The 16433-nt window shown below is 74.7% G+C and carries 16 protein-coding genes and 1 pseudogene; 8 read left to right on the plus strand and 9 right to left on the minus strand.

Annotation, left to right across the window (positions count from 1 at the left end; translation table 11 throughout):
- Positions 1-23: 23 nt before the first annotated feature.
- Positions 24-1211 (minus strand): trans-sulfuration enzyme family protein, encoded by a 1188-nt coding sequence (locus V7E46_RS25575; protein WP_333770608.1) that lies wholly within the window; start codon positions 1209-1211, stop codon positions 24-26.
- Between the two features lie 60 nt (positions 1212-1271).
- On the opposite strand from V7E46_RS25575, the gene V7E46_RS25580 reads away from it, so the two are divergent.
- The 3 genes from V7E46_RS25580 (at position 1272) to V7E46_RS25590 (ending at position 4131) form a co-directional block, all read left to right on the plus strand.
- On the plus strand, positions 1272-1745 hold the full coding sequence (locus V7E46_RS25580) for an Lrp/AsnC family transcriptional regulator (RefSeq protein ID WP_329181746.1): 474 nt from the start codon (positions 1272-1274) through the stop codon (positions 1743-1745).
- 99 nt (positions 1746-1844) lie between these two features.
- Positions 1845-3533, plus strand: coding sequence for a DUF885 domain-containing protein (locus V7E46_RS25585; RefSeq protein WP_333770609.1), 1689 nt, complete (start codon positions 1845-1847; stop codon positions 3531-3533).
- Positions 3534-3606: 73 nt separating this feature from the next.
- Complete coding sequence (locus V7E46_RS25590; protein ID WP_333770610.1) at positions 3607-4131, plus strand: GNAT family N-acetyltransferase; 525 nt, start codon at positions 3607-3609, stop codon at positions 4129-4131.
- A gap of 32 nt (positions 4132-4163) precedes the next feature.
- On the opposite strand, the gene V7E46_RS25595 is transcribed toward V7E46_RS25590, so the two are convergent.
- On the minus strand, positions 4164-4661 hold the full coding sequence (locus V7E46_RS25595; RefSeq protein WP_333770611.1) for a rhodanese-like domain-containing protein: 498 nt from the start codon (positions 4659-4661) through the stop codon (positions 4164-4166).
- 93 nt (positions 4662-4754) lie between these two features.
- Here V7E46_RS25595 and V7E46_RS25600 point away from each other — a divergent pair, with 93 nt between their 5' ends.
- On the plus strand, positions 4755-5201 hold the full coding sequence (locus V7E46_RS25600) for an Lrp/AsnC family transcriptional regulator (protein ID WP_333770612.1): 447 nt from the start codon (positions 4755-4757) through the stop codon (positions 5199-5201).
- A gap of 15 nt (positions 5202-5216) precedes the next feature.
- Here the strand turns inward: V7E46_RS25600 and V7E46_RS25605 are convergent, their stop codons facing one another.
- Positions 5217-8516 (minus strand): AAA family ATPase, encoded by a 3300-nt coding sequence (locus V7E46_RS25605; protein ID WP_333770613.1) that lies wholly within the window; start codon positions 8514-8516, stop codon positions 5217-5219.
- On the minus strand, positions 8516-9676 hold the full coding sequence (locus V7E46_RS25610) for an exonuclease SbcCD subunit D (RefSeq protein ID WP_333770614.1): 1161 nt from the start codon (positions 9674-9676) through the stop codon (positions 8516-8518). The genes V7E46_RS25605 and V7E46_RS25610 overlap by 1 nt, the downstream gene beginning before the upstream one ends.
- Before the next feature lie 522 nt (positions 9677-10198).
- On the opposite strand from V7E46_RS25610, the gene V7E46_RS25615 reads away from it, so the two are divergent.
- Entirely contained in the window at positions 10199-11497 is a 1299-nt protein-coding gene (locus tag V7E46_RS25615) for an enolase C-terminal domain-like protein (protein ID WP_443054342.1), read from the plus strand.
- Here the strand turns inward: V7E46_RS25615 and V7E46_RS25620 are convergent.
- Positions 11482-12108 (minus strand): YigZ family protein, encoded by a 627-nt coding sequence (locus V7E46_RS25620; protein WP_329181733.1) that lies wholly within the window; start codon positions 12106-12108, stop codon positions 11482-11484. The two genes, V7E46_RS25615 and V7E46_RS25620, sit on opposite strands and share 16 nt — an antisense overlap.
- An 85-nt stretch (positions 12109-12193) precedes the next feature.
- Here V7E46_RS25620 and V7E46_RS25625 point away from each other — a divergent pair, with 85 nt between their 5' ends.
- Positions 12194-12601, plus strand: coding sequence for a CoA-binding protein (locus V7E46_RS25625; RefSeq protein ID WP_333770615.1), 408 nt, complete (start codon positions 12194-12196; stop codon positions 12599-12601).
- An 18-nt stretch (positions 12602-12619) separates the two neighbouring features.
- Here V7E46_RS25625 and V7E46_RS25630 read toward each other — a convergent pair whose 3' ends face one another.
- On the minus strand, positions 12620-13150 hold the full coding sequence (locus tag V7E46_RS25630) for a YbaK/EbsC family protein (RefSeq protein WP_333770616.1): 531 nt from the start codon (positions 13148-13150) through the stop codon (positions 12620-12622).
- A 43-nt stretch (positions 13151-13193) separates the two neighbouring features.
- A complete protein-coding gene (locus V7E46_RS25635; RefSeq protein WP_443054343.1) occupies positions 13194-13985 on the minus strand; it encodes an acyltransferase in 792 nt (263 codons plus the stop codon).
- 59 nt (positions 13986-14044) lie between these two features.
- On the opposite strand from V7E46_RS25635, the gene V7E46_RS25640 reads away from it, so the two are divergent.
- Positions 14045-14611 carry a gamma carbonic anhydrase family protein gene (locus V7E46_RS25640; protein WP_333770618.1) on the plus strand — a complete coding sequence of 189 codons (567 nt, stop codon included), beginning with the start codon at positions 14045-14047 and terminating at the stop codon, positions 14609-14611.
- Between the two features lie 50 nt (positions 14612-14661).
- Here V7E46_RS25640 and V7E46_RS25645 read toward each other — a convergent pair whose 3' ends face one another.
- Together V7E46_RS25645 and V7E46_RS25650 are read right to left on the minus strand one after the other, a co-directional pair.
- The gene (locus V7E46_RS25645; protein WP_333770619.1) at positions 14662-15324 is read right to left on the minus strand and encodes a DedA family protein; all 663 of its coding nucleotides are present in this window, start codon (positions 15322-15324) and stop codon (positions 14662-14664) included.
- Positions 15325-15438: 114 nt separating this feature from the next.
- Positions 15439-15891, minus strand: a complete 453-nt coding sequence (locus V7E46_RS25650; RefSeq protein ID WP_329181723.1) for a DUF4442 domain-containing protein — start codon at positions 15889-15891, stop codon at positions 15439-15441.
- A 72-nt stretch (positions 15892-15963) separates the two neighbouring features.
- Between V7E46_RS25650 and V7E46_RS25655 the strand changes: the two are divergent.
- Positions 15964-16433: pseudogene (locus V7E46_RS25655) on the plus strand (hypothetical protein); the annotation flags it as partial.

Raw genomic sequence — 16433 nt, forward strand, 5'->3', positions numbered from 1 at the left:
GGATGCGGGTGCGGCGGCTGGGGTCAGCGGGCGGCGCTGCGAACAGGAGCGGGGGCGGGTGCGGCGGCCGACGCCGTCAGGGCCGCGTCGAGGTCGCGCCACAGATCCTCCGCGTCCTCCAGGCCGACCGACATCCGCAGCAGCCGTTCGCCGACGCCGCCGCTCGCCCGGTCCCGCGCGGTGACCACCCGGTGGCTGATGGAGGCGGGGTGCTGGATGAGGGTGTCGACGCTGCCGAGGCTGACCGCCGGGGTGATCAGGCGTACGGCGGCGATCACCGCGTGCGGGTCGCCGCGTACCTCGAAGGCCACCATCGCGCCGCCGATCCGCGGGTAGTGCACCGCGCTCACCCGCGGGTCGGCGGCCAGCCTGGCGGCGAGCAGCGCGGCGGTCGCGGACGCGGCGCGTACCCGTACCGGCAGCGTGGCCAGGCCGCGCAGCAGCAGATAGCCGGCCAGCGGGTGCAGGACCGCGCCGGTGGCGAACCGCACCTGCCGCAGCACCCCGGCGAATTCCTCGTCGCAGGCCACGGCCCCGCCGAGCACGTCCCCGTGGCCGCCGAGGTATTTGGTGGCGCTGTGCAGCACGATCCGGGCGCCGGACTCGGCGGGCCGCTGGAGGACCGGGGTGGCGAAGGTGTTGTCGGCCAGCAGCGGCACCGAGCCGCAGTCGTGGGCGACCGCCCGCAGGTCGATCTCGGCGAGCGTCGGATTGGCCGGGGTCTCGACCAGGACCAGGCCGGTGTCCGGGCGGATCGCCGCCGCGATGCCCGCCGGGTCGGTCCAGGTGACCTCGGTGCCGAGCAGTCCGCTGCTCAGCAGGTGGTCGCTGGAGCCGTACAGCGGGCGTACCGCGACGACGTGCCGCAGCCCGGCCGCCGACCTGGCCAGCAGGCAGGCGCTGAGCGCGGCCATGCCGCTGGCGAAGGCGACCGCCGTCCGGGTGCCTTCGAGGCGGGCGAGCGCCGTCTCGAAGCGGGCGGTGGTCGGGTTGTCGAGCCGGGCGTAGACCGGCGGCCCCTGCGGGCGGGCGCCGGTCGCGGCGAAGGCGTCGATGCGCTCGGCCTCGCCGCGGCTGTCGTACGAGGGATAGGTGGTGGACAGGTCGAGCGGCGCGGCGTGCAGCCCGAGCGCCGCGAGATCGTCGCGGCCGGCGTGCACCGCCTCGGTGGCCAGCGCCCGCGCCGGGGTCGCTTCCCGTGTGGTCTCCATGCCGCCCAGGCTGAACGGCCGCCGGTCCGCGGGGATGAAATGCCGTGCTACGTTCGGCCGGTGTCCGATTCCGTCGCACTCGATCCGGTGGACCTGCACATACTCCGGCTGCTGCAGAACGATGCCCGGACCACCTACCGGGACCTGGCTGCGGCGGTCGGCGTGGCGCCCTCGACGTGTCTTGACCGGGTGGCCAGGCTGCGGCGCAGCGGGGTCATCCTGGGGCAGGAGCTGCGGCTGGACCCGGCGAAGCTGGGCCGCGGCCTTGAGGCGCTGCTGCTGGTGCAGGTGCGGCCGCACCGCAGGGACCTCATCGACCCGTTCGTGGAGCGGATCCGCGGGCTGCCCGAGACCCGCGCGCTGTTCCATCTGACCGGCCCCGACGACTTCCTGGCGCAGGTCGCCGTGACCGGCACCGCCGACCTGCAGCGGCTGGTGGTGGACGAGTTCACCGCGCGGCCCGAGGTCGCACGGGTGGAGACCCGGCTGATCTTCCAGCAGTGGGACTGCGGTCCGCTGCTGCCGCCCGGATGAGGGCGGCGGCGGGCCGGCCGCCCGTGCGACACGCCGGTGTCAGGCCCGAACGTCACAATGATGGTGACGCGGCACCCGGTCTCGTATGAGGATGGCGGCATGTCCAATCTCACCAGCTCCTCTCTCCCCCGCCAGGTCGCCGACGCCTACGTCGACGCGCTGATCGAACTCGACCCGCTGCTCGGCACGTACCTCGGTGTGCCCGGCGCGGCCCGGCGGCTGCCCGACCTCTCCCCCGCCGGAGCCGAGGCGCTGGCCGCGCTGGCCCGCGACACCCTGGACCGGCTGGCCGAGGCCGAGACACAGCCAGGGGCGGACAGCGATGTCGAGCGGCGCTGCGGGCGGCTGCTGCGCGAGCGGCTGACCGCGGAGCTGGCGGTGCACGCGGCGGACGAGCACCTGCGGTCGGTGAGCAACCTCAACTCCCCCGCGCACCACGTGCGTGAGGCGTTCGCGCTGATGCCGGCCGACACACCGGAGAACTACGCGGACATCGCCGCCCGGATGCGCGCCCTGCCGGCCGCGCTGGCCGGCTACCGGGCCTCGCTCACCGAGGGCCTGGCGCGCAAGCTGCCCGGCGGGCCGCGGCAGGTCGCCACGATGGTGGAGCAGTTCGGCGAGTGGACCGGCGACGGCGGCTCCGGCAGCTGGTTCGCGGGCCTGGTCGCGGACGGCCCGCAGGAGCTGCGCGACGAGCTGGACGCGGCCGCCGCCGAGGCCACCTCCGCCTTCACCGGGCTGCGCGACTGGCTGCGCGACAGCTACGCCCCCGCGGTCGAGGGCGCGCCCGACACGGTGGGCCGCGAGCGGTACGCGACCTGGTCGCGGATGTGGAACGGCACCGACCTCGACCTCGACGAGGCGTACGCGTACGGCTGGTCCGAGTACCACCGGCTGCACGCCGAGATGGTCGGCGAGGCGGCGAAGATCCTGCCGGGCAAGGACCCCTGGGAGGTGCTGGCGCACCTCGACGGGCACGGGCAGGCCATCGAGGGCGTCGAGGAGGTGCGGGAGTGGCTGCAGGGCATCATGGACGAGGCCATCGACGCGCTCGACGGCACGCACTTCGACCTGGCCGACCGGGTCAAGAAGGTCGAGGCGCGCATCGCGCCCCCCGGCGGCGCGGCGGCGCCCTACTACACCGCGCCCTCCGAGGACTTCACCCGGCCCGGCCGCACCTGGCTGCCGACGATGGGCCGCACCCGCTTCCCGGTCTTCGACCTGGTCTCGACCTGGTATCACGAGGGCGTACCCGGGCATCACCTGCAACTCGCCCAGTGGGCGCACGTGGCAAGCGACCTGTCCCGCTACCAGGCGAGCGTCGGCCTGGTCAGCGCCAATGTCGAGGGCTGGGCGCTGTACGCCGAGCGGCTGATGGACGAGCTGGGCTTCCTCACCGACCCGGAGCGGCGGCTCGGCTATCTGGACGCGCAGATGATGCGGGCGGTGCGGGTCATCGTCGACATCGGCCTGCACACGGGGTTCGCCGTCCCGGCGGACTCCCCCTTCCACCCCGGTGAGACCTGGACGCCCGAGCTGGCCAGGGAGTTCTTCGGCCGGCACAGCGGGCGGCAGCCGGAGTTCATCGACAGCGAGATCATCCGCTATCTGGGCATGCCGGCCCAGGCGATCGGCTACAAGCTCGGCGAGCGCGCCTGGCTGCTCGGCCGGGAGGCCGCCCGCGCCGCCCACGGTGACGCCTTCGACGCGAAGGCGTGGCATATGGCGGCGCTGTCGCAGGGCTCGCTGGGCCTGGACGACCTGGTCGCGGAGATCTCCGCGCTGTAGTTCCCGCCGCGCCCCGCCCGGGGCGCCCCGCATCCCGTAGGTCCCGTGAGTTCCGACAAGGCGGTACGGCCAGATGACCCTGCACGCTTCCCTCGACGGCGGCCGGCTGGTCCTGACCCAGGGCCGGCTGACACTGCGCGAGCAGCTGCCGAAGGACGCCGCGCAGCTGGCCGACGGCGAACCCGCCGGGCTGACGTGGATCGACGGGGTGCCGGGCGAGGGCACGATCGGCGCGGCCTCGATGACGGTCGCCGCGGCCGTGGCCGGGATGTACCGGCCCGGCTGGGGCGTCTTCGCCATCCAGCGCACCATCGACGGTACGGCGCTGGGCGGCGCCGGCTTCCACGGGCCGCCGGACGGCGGGGCGGTCGAGATCGGCTACGACCTGTCCGCGTCCGGCCGCGGCGCCGGCTGGGCGACGGACGCGGCGCGCGCCTTGTGCCAGTGGGCCCTGGGCCAGCCCGAGGTCGACCTCGTCCTGGCCACGACCGAGCCGGCGAACAGGGCGTCCCAGGCGGTGCTGGCCCGCGTCGGCTTCCTCCGTGTCGCCGACCGCGGCGAGCTGTGGGCGTACGAGCTGCGTCACCTGCCGGCCTGACGGGCCACGCGGCAGCCGCGCGCGGCCGGGGCTCAGCAGCCGCACGCGCCGGAGGACAGCGGCGCCGTCAGGGCGTCGGGGTCGCGGCGGGCCGCGCCCGCGGCCGTCTCGTAGCCGAAGCCCTCACGGATCCAGTATTCGAACCCGCCGAGCATCTCCTTGACCTGGTAGCCGAGTCCGGCCAGCGCGTGTGCCGCGCGGGTCGCGCCGTTGCAGCCGGGGCCCCAGCAGTGGACGACGACGGGGACCGAGCGGTGCAGGAGGACCTCGGCGAGCCGGGGGATGTCGGCGGTGGGCAGGTGGACCGCGCCGGGGATGTGGCCCTGGTCCCAGGACTCGGTGCTGCGGGTGTCCACCAGGAGGAAGCCGGGGTCGGCCGCGCCGCCGAGCGCGGCGGCCACGTCGGAGACATCGGTGTGGAAGGCGAGGCTCGCCGCGAAGTGGGCGGCGGCGGCCTCAGGGGCGGCAGGCGGCACCCGGAGGACCGCGTTCGTGCTGGTCAGCGGGTCAGTCAGCTGCTGAGTTGTCATGGCGGAAATCTACGGTCCGCGGCATGCGGCCGGAAGTGGGATTCCCCGGGCTCGGACTTGATGCGCCGGGCTTTCCCCTGGTATCCCTGGGGTATGACCGCTTATTCCCTGGACGCCACCGATTGGCGGCTGCTGGAAGCCCTCCAGCACGACGGACGGGCCAGCTACGCCGAACTGGCTCGTAGCGTCGCGATGTCGCCGAGCGCCGTCACCGAGCGGGTCCGGCGGCTGGAGGAGGCCGGGGTGATCACCGGCTACTCCGCGGTGATCGACCACGACCGCATCGGCCTGCCGATCCTGGCGCTGGTCAGGCTGCGCTATCCGACCGGCAACTACAAGCCCTTCCACGACCTGCTGGCGAGCACGCCCGAGGTGCTGGAGGCGCACCATGTCACCGGGGACGACTGCTTCGTGATGAAGGTGGCCGCGCGCTCGATGCGGCACCTGGAGGAGACCACCGGCCGGATCTCCGGGCTCGGCGCGGTCACCACGAGCGTCGTCTACTCCTCGCCGCTGGAGCGCCGCCCGCTGGTGCTGTGACGCTTGCGCGGCGGGTCAGCGGGTGCGCAGCCGTACGGTGGAGCCGTCGCGGCCCTTGGTGACGTGGAGTTGGGCCGGGATGCGGTCCCGCAGGTCGGCCACATGGCTGACGATGCCGACCGCGCGGTCGCGTTCGCGCAGGCCGTCGAGCACGTCGAGGACCTCGTCCAGGGTCTGTTCATCCAGGCTGCCGAAGCCCTCGTCGATGAAGAGGGTGTCCAGGCGCATGCCGCCCGCCTCGTCGGTCACCACGTCGGCCAGGCCGAGGGCGAGCGCGAGGGAGGCGAAGAAGGTCTCGCCGCCCGACAGGGTGGAGGTGTCGCGCTCGGTGCCGGTCCAGGCGTCGACCACCATCAGGCCGAGGCCCGACTTGGTCCTGCCGCCGCCGCGGGCGTCGGTGTGGACGAGGGTGTAGCGGCCGGCCGACATGCGCTGCAGCCGTACGCCGGCCGCCGCGGCGACCTCTTCCAGCCGGGCGGCCAGCACGTAGGTCTCCAGTTCCATGCGGTACTGGTTCTCGGCCGAGGTCGCGGAGGCCAGGTCGGACAGCCGGGCGATGCGGTCGTACGCGGCGCGGGCCGGGGCGAGTTCGGCGACGGCGGCGGTCGCCTCCGCGCCCAGCCGGTCGAGTTCGGCGCGGCGGGTGGCGGCGGCGGCCTCGTCGGCGGACGCCTTGCGCAGCCGGAGGTTGGCGGCGTCGAGTGCGGCCTGTGCGGCGCCGGGGTCCGCCGCGGGCAGGGCCGCTGCCGCCGCGGTCTGCGGTGCGGCCAGGTCCGCCTCGGCCGCGGCCTCCTCCTTGGCCCATGCCTCGGCCTGGCGTTCTGCCTCCCACAGCCGGGACGGCGGCAGCAGCGCCGCGGCGGCCTCGTCGGCGGAGCGGAACCCGGCGCGGGCGGCTGCCGCGGCGAGTGCCGACTCGGCCTCCGCGAGGCGCTGTTCACTGTCGGCGCGCTCCCGGACGGCGTGGGCCGCCCGGTCCAGCAGGGCGATGGCAGCGGTCAGGTGCTGCCTGCGGGCGGCGACGCTGGGATGCCCGTCGCGCGCCCTGGCCGACTCCTCGCTCAACCGCTCGAACTGCTCGTCCAGTTCCTCGCGGCGCGAGGTGCGGGCGGCGGTGCGGTGCAGCGCGTCCTGCTGCTGCGCGGTGCGCCGGTCGCGTTCCTCCTCGGCTCGGGCGAGCGCGGCCCTGGCCTCGGACACGGTGGCCGCCGCGCGTGCCGCGTCGCGGTACTCCGCCGCCAGCACGGCGTGGGCGGCCGCGAGTTCGGCCTGCGGGGCGCCGCCCGCGGTGGCGGTGGCCGCGTCGAGCGCGGCGCGCAGCCCGGCGACCGCGTCGCGCGCCCGGTCGTGGTCGGCGGACCTGGCCTGGAAGCCGGCGTAGGCGGCGTCCTCGTCGGCCCGGGTGACGCGGTTGCCCGCGGGGCGGGCGGGCGCCGGGTGGTCGGCGGACCCGCAGACCCGGCACGGCTCGCCGTCGGCCAGCTCGCCGGCCAACTCCGCGGCGATGCCGGAGATCCTAGCCTCCCTGAGGTCCTGCCACGCCTCACGCGCGTCCCCCGCGAGGTCCCGCGTGTTTCTCGCCTTCTGCTCGGCGCGAGCCAACTCACCTGCCAGGGTGTCCCGTTCGACGGCCGCGTCACGACGAGTGGCGGCTGCCGCCAGTTCTGCCGCCAGGTCCCCGGCGCGTGCCGCGGCCTCCAGCGCGGTGTCGAGCCGCGCTTGCAGCCCTGCCCGCGCCTGCGGCCACCCGGCCAGCCAGCCGAGCGCGTCCCGTACGGCCTCCTCGTCGGCCCGTTCCTCGCGCTCCAGTCCGGCCCTGCGCGCGGAGACCTCCCGCGCCCGCGCCTCGGCCTCCCCGGCGGCGGCAAGCCCCCCGACCACTTCCCGCAGCTCCCCGGCCCGCCGAGTCAACTCCTCGACGCGCAGCCGGGTTCCGGCGCCGGTCCCGACGCCCGAGCCGGGCACGACGTCCCCGGCGGCTTCCCCCGGGCTCGCCGCCCCCCGCGCTTCCCCGACCGCCTGGGCCGGGTCGGCACCCGGCGCGCCCGGACGAGACGGCGAACCGCCGCCGGGCACCCCCGGGACCTGCCAGCCGTCGGAGCCGCACTCAGCCGCATCCGCAGCCGGGGCGGCCGCCGACTTCTCCGCCGCGTGTCCACTGCCACCCGGATGGGCCGCCGAACCGCCGCCGGGCACCGCCGGGACCGGCCAGGCACCGGAGCGCTCAGCCGCATCCGCAGCCGGGGCGGCCCGGCGGGCGGCCGGAACGGGGGTCGCGGCCAGTGCGGTCGCGGCCTCGCGTTCGAGGGTGCGGGTCTCCTCGTGGTGGGCGGCGGCCTTGTCGCGGCGGGTGAGGGCGGGATCGACCGTCGTGGCGCGCTGGGCGCGGGACAGGGCGGTGCGGGCGGCCGTACGGGCCGGGAGGTGCTCGGCGAGTGCGGCGGCGCGCCGCCTGGCCTGCTCGTGGCGCTGCTGGAGCGCGTACAGCTCGCGGGCCTGCGCGGCGGCCTCCGCCGCGGCCGTGTGGGACAGCTCGGCGTGGCCGAGGGCGGCGAGCGCGATGTCGTACTGCTCGCGGGCGGCGCAGCGCAGGACCGCGGCATGGCCGAGGAAGTCCGCGGCCTGCGCGGGGTCGCCGTCCGCGCCGGTGTCGCCGGCCGCCTGCCGTATCCGGGCGGCGAGCCCGGCGATCTCGCGGTCGCCCTCGGCGAGCCGCTGCGCGGCGTCCTGCTTGCGGTCCCGCAGCCGGTGCTCGACGGACTTGAAGCGGCGGGTGTCGAAGAGCCGGCCGAGCAGCGCGGCCCGCTCGGTGGCGCTCGCCCGCAGGAAGGTCGCGAATTCGCCCTGCGGCAGCAGCACGACCTGGCAGAACTGCTCGCAGCTCATGCCGACCAGCTGCTTGATCTCCTCGCCGATCTCCTGGTGGGACTTGGACATGGCGTGCCACTGCCCGTCGCGGTGCTCGCGCAGCAGCGTGACGGCCTTCTCGGTGGTCACCCCGCTGCCGCGCTTCTTGGCGCGCGGCTGCTCGGGCCGCCGGGTGATCTCCAGCCGCCTTCCGGCGAGAGTGAGTTCGAGCACCACCTCGGTCGGCGTGCCCGGCGCGGCGTGGTCGCTGCGCAGCCGGGTCGCGGGCCGGGCGCCGGGCACCTGGCCGTAGAGGGCGAAGCAGACCGCGTCGAGGACGGAGGTCTTGCCGCCGCCGGTGGGGCCGTGCAGCAGGAAGAGGCCGGCGGCGGACAGTTCGTCGAAGTCGACGGTCTGCTGCGCGGCGAAGGGGCCGAAGGCGGTGAGCCGCAGCCGGTGCAGCCGCATCAGTCACGCTCCGCCGTCGCGGCGGCGGCGCGTACCGCGTCGAAGGTCTCGCGCAGCACGAGGCGTTCGTGCGGGTCGGGTGCGCTGCCGCGGACGTGGGCCACGAAGTCCTCGGCGATCTGCTGGTCGCTGCGGCCGGCGAGCCGACGGGCGTAGGAGGCGGCGGGGTCGTCGTCGCGGCCCTCGGGGTCGAAGCCGAGGCTGAGGATGTGCGGGAAGCGCTTGGCGAGCGCGGCCATCGGTTCGTACGGGCGTACCGGGTCGGTGAGGGTGGCCTCGACCCAGGCGTCGGCGTGCGGTTCGTGCGCGGGGTCGGCGAGCAGGTCGCCGAGGCGCCCGCGCAGCCGGGCGAGGCGGCGCGGCACAGGGGTGTCGACGCGTTCCGCGTCGATCTCGCCGTGCGGGCCGAGGTCGACCAGCCACATGCTCTTGCGGTGGTGCTCCTCGGAGAAGGAGTAGGCCAGCGGCGAACCCGAGTAGCGGATCCGCTCCGTGACGGCCTGGCAGCCGTGCAGGTGGCCGAGCGCGGTGTAGTCGATGCCGTCGAAGAGCGCGGCGGGCACCGAGGCGACGCCGCCCGCGGTGATGTCGCGCTCGCTGTCGCAGGGCGCCGCGCCGGTGACGAAGGCGTGGGCCAGGACGACGCTGCGGGTGCCGGCGGGGCGGGCCGCGAGGTCGGCGCGGACCCGGTCGGCCGCGGCGCCGAGCACGGCGGTGTGGTCGGCCCTCTCCGCGCCGATCTGGTCGCGGACCAGGGCGGGTTCGAGATACGGCAGCCCGTAGACGGCGACGTCGCCGTGGGTGTCGCGCAGCACGACGGGCCGGTCGCAGGCCGCCGGGTCGGTGCGCAGATGGATGCCGGCCCGGTCGATGAGGCCGGCGCCGACCCCGAGCCGGCGCGCCGAGTCGTGGTTGCCGGAGATCATCACGGTGGGCACGTCCAGGTCGGCGAGCGCGTGCAGCGCGGTGTCGTACAGCTCGACCGCGGCCAGCGGCGGCACCGCCCGGTCGTAGACGTCGCCCGCGACGAGCACCGCGTCGACGTGCTCGGCGCGGACGGTGGCGACGAGGTGGTCGAGGAAGGCCCGTTGGGCGTCGAGCAGGCTCACCCGGTGGAAGGACCGGCCCAGGTGCCAGTCCGATGTGTGCAGCAGTCTCACTCGGCCGCCCCGACCTGCACGCTCGCCCTCGCCGTTCCTCGTTGTCCGCGGTGATCCGGATTCTAGGCGGTGGCGGCGCCCCGGCGGGTCGGGCCCCCTGCCGGAGACCGGTCGAACCTTTCGTCGGAGGTATCGAAAACTTCCGCCCAGGATTGCAGCTCACGCACTGCACATCCTTCGTGAATCATCCGATCCAGCGTCGCCTTCCGCGCAGGTCGCTCCGATGTCCGCTCTCGGGCCGCAGCGGGGTCGTCGGCGTACCGGGCGACCTGCCCGCCGGGGACCCGCGGACCGGATCCGGCCTGGCCATTGACCGGTTGACAGGTGCCGCCTACAGTCCATGGGTATTCGCATTCATGGCGAGGGTTCACGTTCATGGACAGGTGAGGCTTCCGTGCTCGACCGCGCACCCTTCTTCCCGGTGACCTCCCGCACCTCAGAAGATTCGGATGATCTTCCGATTCTTTCGGACATCACGCGGCGGGGAGTCGGCGGCGCGTGCGGCGCGGCGGAGGCCGCCCGATGAGCGGCGGGATCCGGATCACCGGGGCCGACATCACCCCGGTCGCCTTCCGCGACCCGGCGCTGCTGAACACGGTCGGCGTCCACGAGCCGTACGCGCTGCGGGCGATCGTCGAGGTCCGCACCGACCAGGGCATCACGGGCCTCGGCGAGACGTACGCCGACGAGGGGCATCTGCGGCGGCTGCGCGCGGCCGTCGAGGTGATCACCGGTATGGACGTCCACACGCTCGGCGGCATGCACCGGCGGATCTCCGAGGCGCTGAACGGCGGCATCGGCGCCGGCGGGCACGGCCTGACCGGGTTGGCCACCGGCGGCGGCGCCGACCGGGTCTTCGCGCCCTTCGAGGTCGCCTGCCTCGACATCCAGGGCAAGGCCGCGGGGCTGCCGGTCAGCGACCTGCTCGGCGGCGCGGTGCGCGAGTGCGTGCCGTTCGGCGCGCACCTCTTCTACAAGCGGGCCGGCCATCCCGGCGGCGAGCCCGACGAGTGGGGGGCGGCGCTCGACCCGGACGGCATCGTCGCGCAGGCACGGCGGATGACCGAGGACTACGGCTTCGGCGCGATCACGCTCAAGGGCGGGGTGATGCCGCCCGAGGAGGAGGTCGAGGCGGTGCGGGCGCTGCACAAGGCATTCCCCGGGATTCCGCTGCGGCTGGACTCCAACGCGGCCTGGACGGTGGAGACCTCGGTCCGGGTCGCCCGCGAACTCGACGGCGTCCTGGAGTATCTGGCGGACCCGACGCCCGGCCAGCGGGGCATGGCGGAGGTCGCACGCCGGGCGCCGATGCCGCTGGCCAGCACCATGTGCGTGGCCGCCTTCGACGAGCTGTCGTCCGCGGTGGCCCGCGAGTCGGTGCGTATCGTGCTGGCCGACCACCACTCCTGGGGCGGCCTGCAGCGCTCCCTGCTGCTGGCCGGCATCTGCCGGACGTTCGGCCTGGGCCTGTCCCTGCACTCCGACTCCCATCTGGGCGTCGGTCTCGCCGCGATGGCCCATCTGGCCGCCGCCACCCCCGACCTGCCCTACGCGTGCGGCACCCGCTGGCCGTGGAAGTCCGAGGAGGTCGTCGTACCCGGCGCGCTCGCCTTCGCAGACGGGGCGGTACGAGTGCCGACCGCGCCGGGGCTGGGCGTCGAACTCGACCGCGACGCGCTGGCCCGGCTGCACGAGCAGTACGTCACCTGCGGTCTGCGGCGGGCCGGACGGCACCGGCCGCATGCGGCGGATCGACCCGTCGCGCGAGCGGAGGTCGCCGCGCCGGTGACCCGGGGCGCCGACGGTCACACGTCCACGTAGGCGCTGCCCCCGGTCTCGCAGACGGCGGCGCCCGAGGTCGCGTCGGCCAGCCACGACCTGAACGCGGCCACCTCGTCCTCCGGCACCCCGAGGCTGAGGGTCACCTCGGCTCCGTAGCCGACATCGCGCAGGGTGTGGCCCGCGGACCGCAGGTCGTTCTCCAGCCGCCCGGCGCGCCCGTGGCCGACGGTGACGGTCAGCAGGGTCAGCCGGCGGCGCTCGACCGTGCCGATCTCGTCCAGCGCGGCGGACACGGCGCCGCCGTAGGCGCGGACCAGACCGCCCGCGCCGAGCTGGATGCCGCCGTAGTAGCGGGTGACGACGGCGACGGTGTCGCGGACCTCGCGGCCGAGCAGCACCTGGAGCATCGGGGTGCCCGCGGTGCCGCCGGGCTCGCCGTCGTCGCTCGCCCGGTGCAGCCGCCCGTCGGGGCCGATGACGTACGCGAAGCAGTGGTGCGTCGCGGCGGGGTGCGCCCGGCGGACGTCGCGGATGACGGCCTGCGCGGCCTCCTCGCCGGCGGCCGGGGCGAGGGTGCACAGGAAGCGGGAGCGCTTGATCTCGCTCTCGTGGACGCCCGCGCGCGCCACCGTCAGGTACCGGTCGGCCATCGCTCCAGCGTAGGGCCTGTCGTGCGGGGAATGACGGCGGGCGTCCGCCGGTTCGACCAGGCAGGACGAGAGTGCGGAGGACGGCGTGTACGGCGACGCGGCAGCAGTGCGGAAGATCCTCACGGAGACCGGCGGCACCTGGGCGGTGGTCGGCCTGTCGAACAACACCTCGCGGGCGGCGTACGGCGTCGCTGCGGTGCTCCAGCGGTTCGGCAAGCGGGTCGTGCCGGTCCACCCGAAGGCCGAGCCGGTGCACGGCGAGCAGGGGTACGCCTCGCTCGCCGACATCCCCTTCCCGGTGGACGTGGTGGACGTCTTCGTCAACTCGGACCTGGCGGGCCCGGTGGCCGACGAGGCGGTCGCGGCCGGGGCGAAGGCCGTGTGGTTCCAGCTCGGGGTGGTCGACGAGGCGGCGTACCGGCGGACCCGGGCCGCCGGGCTCGACATGGTGATGGACCGCTGCCCCGCCATCGAGATCCCCCGGCTGGGCTGACGCGGCCCGCCCGCTTCCTCAGATCCCGAGTTTTTCGAGGACCACCGCGCCCGGGAGCGCGGCCAGCACCTTGCCCGGCACGATGAGCTTGCCGCGCCGCGCCCCGCTGCCGATCAGCACCCACGGGGTGTCCGCGACGGCCGCGTCGATCAGCAGCGGCCAGTCGGCGGGCAGGCCGACCGCGGTGATCCCGCCGTATTCCATGCCGGTGGCGCCGACCGCGGTGTCCATCGAGGCGAAGGACGCCTTGCGGGCGCCGAGGTGGCGGCGCACCACACCGTTGACATCCACGCGGGTGGTGGACAGCACCAGGCAGGCGGCGAGCGTGACGTCCTGGCCGCGCTTGCCCGCGACGACCACGCAGTTCGCAGACTCCCGCAGCAGCTCCTCGCCGTAGGTGGCGACGAAGACTGCGGTGTCGGCCTTCGCCGGGTCGGTGTCCACATGGATCATCTCGGCGGTGACGGCGGCGGCCACCGGCGGCGGCAGCAGCTCGCGGCGTTCGGTGGCGGGCAGGGCGTCGTCGAAGTGTCCGATCGGGGCGCGCATGCGGCGAATCTAACAAACCGCACCGCCCGCCCGGGGCGCCGGTTCAGGCCTGCTGCTCCAAGTCGCCGGTGTCCAGCAGCCGTTCAGGGCCGGCGTCGGCCGGGAAAGGAGTGGGCGCCGGGGTGCGCAGCGGGGGCTGCCAGTCGGCGGTGCCCGCGTCCCAGCGGCGTACGATCCTGGCCGGCGCGCCCGCCACCACCGCGTAGTCCGGGACCTCGCCCCGCACGACGGCGCCGGCCGCGACCACCACGTTCCGGCCGAGCCGGGCGCCGGGCAGGATCACACAGCCGGCCCCGAGCCAGCTGCCTGCGCCGATCTCGACCGGCGCGGTACGCGGCCACTGCTCGCCGATCGGCCGCGCGATGTCGTCGTAGGAGTGGTTGATGCTGGTCAGATAGACGTAGGGGCCGCAGTAGACCTTGTCGCCGAGGACGATCGGGGCGAGCGCCACCACATGGCTGCCGCGGCCCAGCACCACCCCGTCGCCCAGCCGCAGTACCGGCTCCGGGCCGAAGCCGGTGCCGGGTTCGCCGTCGGGGCGCGCGTCGGTGGGCATCAGGCCGACGGTGAGGGTGACCTGCTCGCCGATGATGCAGTAGTCGCCGAGGTGGATCCAGCGCTCGCCGAAGACGGTGCCCTGCGGGTGGGCGAGCCGGGTGCCGGGGCCGATCCGGGCGAAGTGCAGCAGCCCGGGGCGCTCCGCGGTGACCGCGCCGGCGTTCTGCGCCCAGCGCCGGGCCCGGTGCACCAGGCGGGTGGCCGCCCGCCGCCGCCAGGCGGTCGCGGCCGCGATACCCGCGGTCGCGGAAAAGAACACGTTCTCATTCCTGGGCACGGATTCACCGTATACGGTGCCGGAGGACAGTGGCGGACCGGCATGGAGGACGTGGACCGATGGCAGACCGGACGGGCGAGCGGCAGCCGGCGGCGGATGCGCTGGTCGCGGACATCCTCGGTACGCGGCCGGAGATCGACCCGGCGGCGTATGTCGCGCCTACATCGGTGGTGCTCGGCCGGGTCACGCTCGGCGCCGGCGCGAGCACCTGGTATCACGCGGTGCTGCGCGGCGACTGCGAGTCGATCGCCATCGGGGCGGGCTCGAACATCCAGGACAACTGCTCGGTGCACGCCGACCCGGGCTTCCCCGTGGTCGTCGGCGAGGGCGTCACGGTCGGGCACAACGCGGTGCTGCACGGCTGCGTGATCGAGGACGGCGTCCTGGTCGGGATGGGCGCGACCGTGCTGAACGGCGCGCGCATCGGTACAGGTTCGCTGGTGGCCGCGCAGGCGCTGGTGCCGCAGGGGATGCAGGTGCCGCCCGGCTCGCTGGTCGCCGGTGTCCCGGCCAAGGTGCGGCGGGAACTGACCGAGGAGGAGCGGGCGGTGGTTCGGCTCAACGCCGAGCACTACGTGGCGCTGGCCGAGGTGCACCGCGACGCTGTCGGGGACGGGCGGGGCTGAGCGCCCGCCGCGGCGGGACCCGGGAGCGCGGCACGGGAGTGTGGCCCGGCTCACTCGCCGGGCTGTGAGACCGCCACTTCGACGTCGGCAGCTGGCGCCGCTTCCATCTCGGCCTGCACCTTCGCCGCCCGGCGCTTGACCAGCACCAGCGAGCCGATGCCGAAGAGCACCGCGATGCCGAGCCCGACGTAGCCGAACCGCTTGAGCCAGGGTTCCGCGACCTGGCCCACGTAGTAGATGACGGCCGTTATTCCGCCGGCCCACACGATGCCGCCCAGCGCGTTGGCGACGAGGAATCTGCCGTACGGCATTTTCAGCACGCCGGCCAGCGGCCCGGCGAAGATCCGCAGCAGCGCGACGAAACGGCCGAAGAACACCGCCCACATGCCCCAGCGCTGAAAGGAGCGCTCGGCGGTGGCCACGTGGCCCGGCGAGAAATGCGAGGGGAATCTTCGGCCGAGCCGTTCCAGCAGGGGTTTGCCGCCCTTGTGACCGATGGCATAGCCGATGGAGTCGCCGCCGACCGCGCCGATGATGGCGCTCATGCCGACCAGCCAGGGATTGGCGTGCCCCTGTGAGGCCATCAGCGCCGCCGTCATCAGCACGATCTCGCCGGGCAGCGGGATGCCCAGGCTCTCCAGGCCGATCACCAGACCCACCATCAGGTAGACGGCGACCGGCGGGATGCCGTCGAGCCATTCCTGGACGTGCACAGCCGGTCCCTCCCCGCGACAACGGTCGGAGGGTGCGCACGGGGGCGCACCCTCAGGAAGCGTAACCGACCGGCCGGACCGGACAGTCCTGTCGCCTGGGGTTCCGGCCGCCGCTCAGCTGTTGGGGCGCAGCGTCCAGACGATCGTCATGTGCGAGGTCTGCGCGCCGTCCCCGCGCTGCACGGACACCTCGACGGGGAATTCCGGCCGGGTGCCCGCGTCCAGCTCCGCGACGACCTCGGCGGCCGGGCGGCCGAGCACCGCGGTGGCCGTGAGCGGCCCCCTGGCCAGCTTCGTCCAGCCGATCTCCGCGCGCACCGGCAGCGGCACGGCCCTGCCCAGCTGGTCGCCGAACGCGGCGAGCACGACGGCGCCGCTGGCGGACTCCGCGAGCGTGAACATCGCGCCGGCGTGCGGCCCGGCGACGTGGTTGTGGTAGTCGGGGTCGTCTGGCAGTGCCAGGACCGCGCGTTCCGCGGTGGTCTCCAGGTATTCGAGGCGGAGGGTGCGGACCATCGGCACGGTGGCCGTCAGGAGTTCGCCGATCGAGGGCAAGGGCTCGGACATGACCGCATGTTACCAGTCGGTAAGACGATCCGGCGTGGAACCGTCGAGGCCGCTCCCTTAGTGTTTCCAGCCATGTGGCCAGGAGACGAGCAGTCCGGTGGACAATCCGGGGGACAGCAGTACCCACCGGGCAATCCCCCTCAGCAACCGCAGGGACCGTACGGTCAGCCGCCCAATCCGTACGCGCAGCCCGGTTATCAGCAGCCGGCCTACCCCCCGCCCGGACAGCAGCCGCCGCCGGCTCAGCAGCCGTATCCGCCCGCCCAGCCGTACGGCACGCCGTCCCCGTACGCGAAGCCCGGCTACCAGGCGCCGCCCGGCTACCCCACCCCGCAGGCCTGGGGTCCGCCGGTGCCCGGCGGTCCTGACGGCGGCCCGCCGCGCGGCGGTCGCAGCAAGGCGACCGTCTGGGTCGCCATCGGCGCGGCCCTCGCGGTGATCGCAGCGGTGGTGGTCACGGTGGTCTTCGTCTCCGGCGGCAAGAAGGATTCCGACGCGCACGACACCACCACCCCGCCCGTGACGGCCACGTCCCCCACGGT

This window comes from Streptomyces sp. IBSBF 2435 (genome assembly GCF_036815005.1).
Classification (GTDB): domain Bacteria; phylum Actinomycetota; class Actinomycetes; order Streptomycetales; family Streptomycetaceae; genus Actinacidiphila.

Coding starts and splice junctions, on each gene's coding strand:
- V7E46_RS25575 (WP_333770608.1), bottom strand. CDS start 1,211: ATGGAGACCACACGGGAAGCGACCCCGGCGCGGGCGCTGGCCACCGAG.
- V7E46_RS25585 (WP_333770609.1), top strand. CDS start 1,845: ATGTCCAATCTCACCAGCTCCTCTCTCCCCCGCCAGGTCGCCGACGCC.
- V7E46_RS25590 (WP_333770610.1), top strand. CDS start 3,607: ATGACCCTGCACGCTTCCCTCGACGGCGGCCGGCTGGTCCTGACCCAG.
- V7E46_RS25595 (WP_333770611.1), bottom strand. CDS start 4,661: ATGACAACTCAGCAGCTGACTGACCCGCTGACCAGCACGAACGCGGTC.
- V7E46_RS25600 (WP_333770612.1), top strand. CDS start 4,755: ATGACCGCTTATTCCCTGGACGCCACCGATTGGCGGCTGCTGGAAGCC.
- V7E46_RS25605 (WP_333770613.1), bottom strand. CDS start 8,516: ATGCGGCTGCACCGGCTGCGGCTCACCGCCTTCGGCCCCTTCGCCGCG.
- V7E46_RS25615 (WP_443054342.1), top strand. CDS start 10,199: ATGAGCGGCGGGATCCGGATCACCGGGGCCGACATCACCCCGGTCGCC.
- V7E46_RS25620 (WP_329181733.1), bottom strand. CDS start 12,108: ATGGCCGACCGGTACCTGACGGTGGCGCGCGCGGGCGTCCACGAGAGC.
- V7E46_RS25630 (WP_333770616.1), bottom strand. CDS start 13,150: ATGCGCGCCCCGATCGGACACTTCGACGACGCCCTGCCCGCCACCGAA.
- V7E46_RS25640 (WP_333770618.1), top strand. CDS start 14,045: ATGGCAGACCGGACGGGCGAGCGGCAGCCGGCGGCGGATGCGCTGGTC.
- V7E46_RS25650 (WP_329181723.1), bottom strand. CDS start 15,891: ATGTCCGAGCCCTTGCCCTCGATCGGCGAACTCCTGACGGCCACCGTG.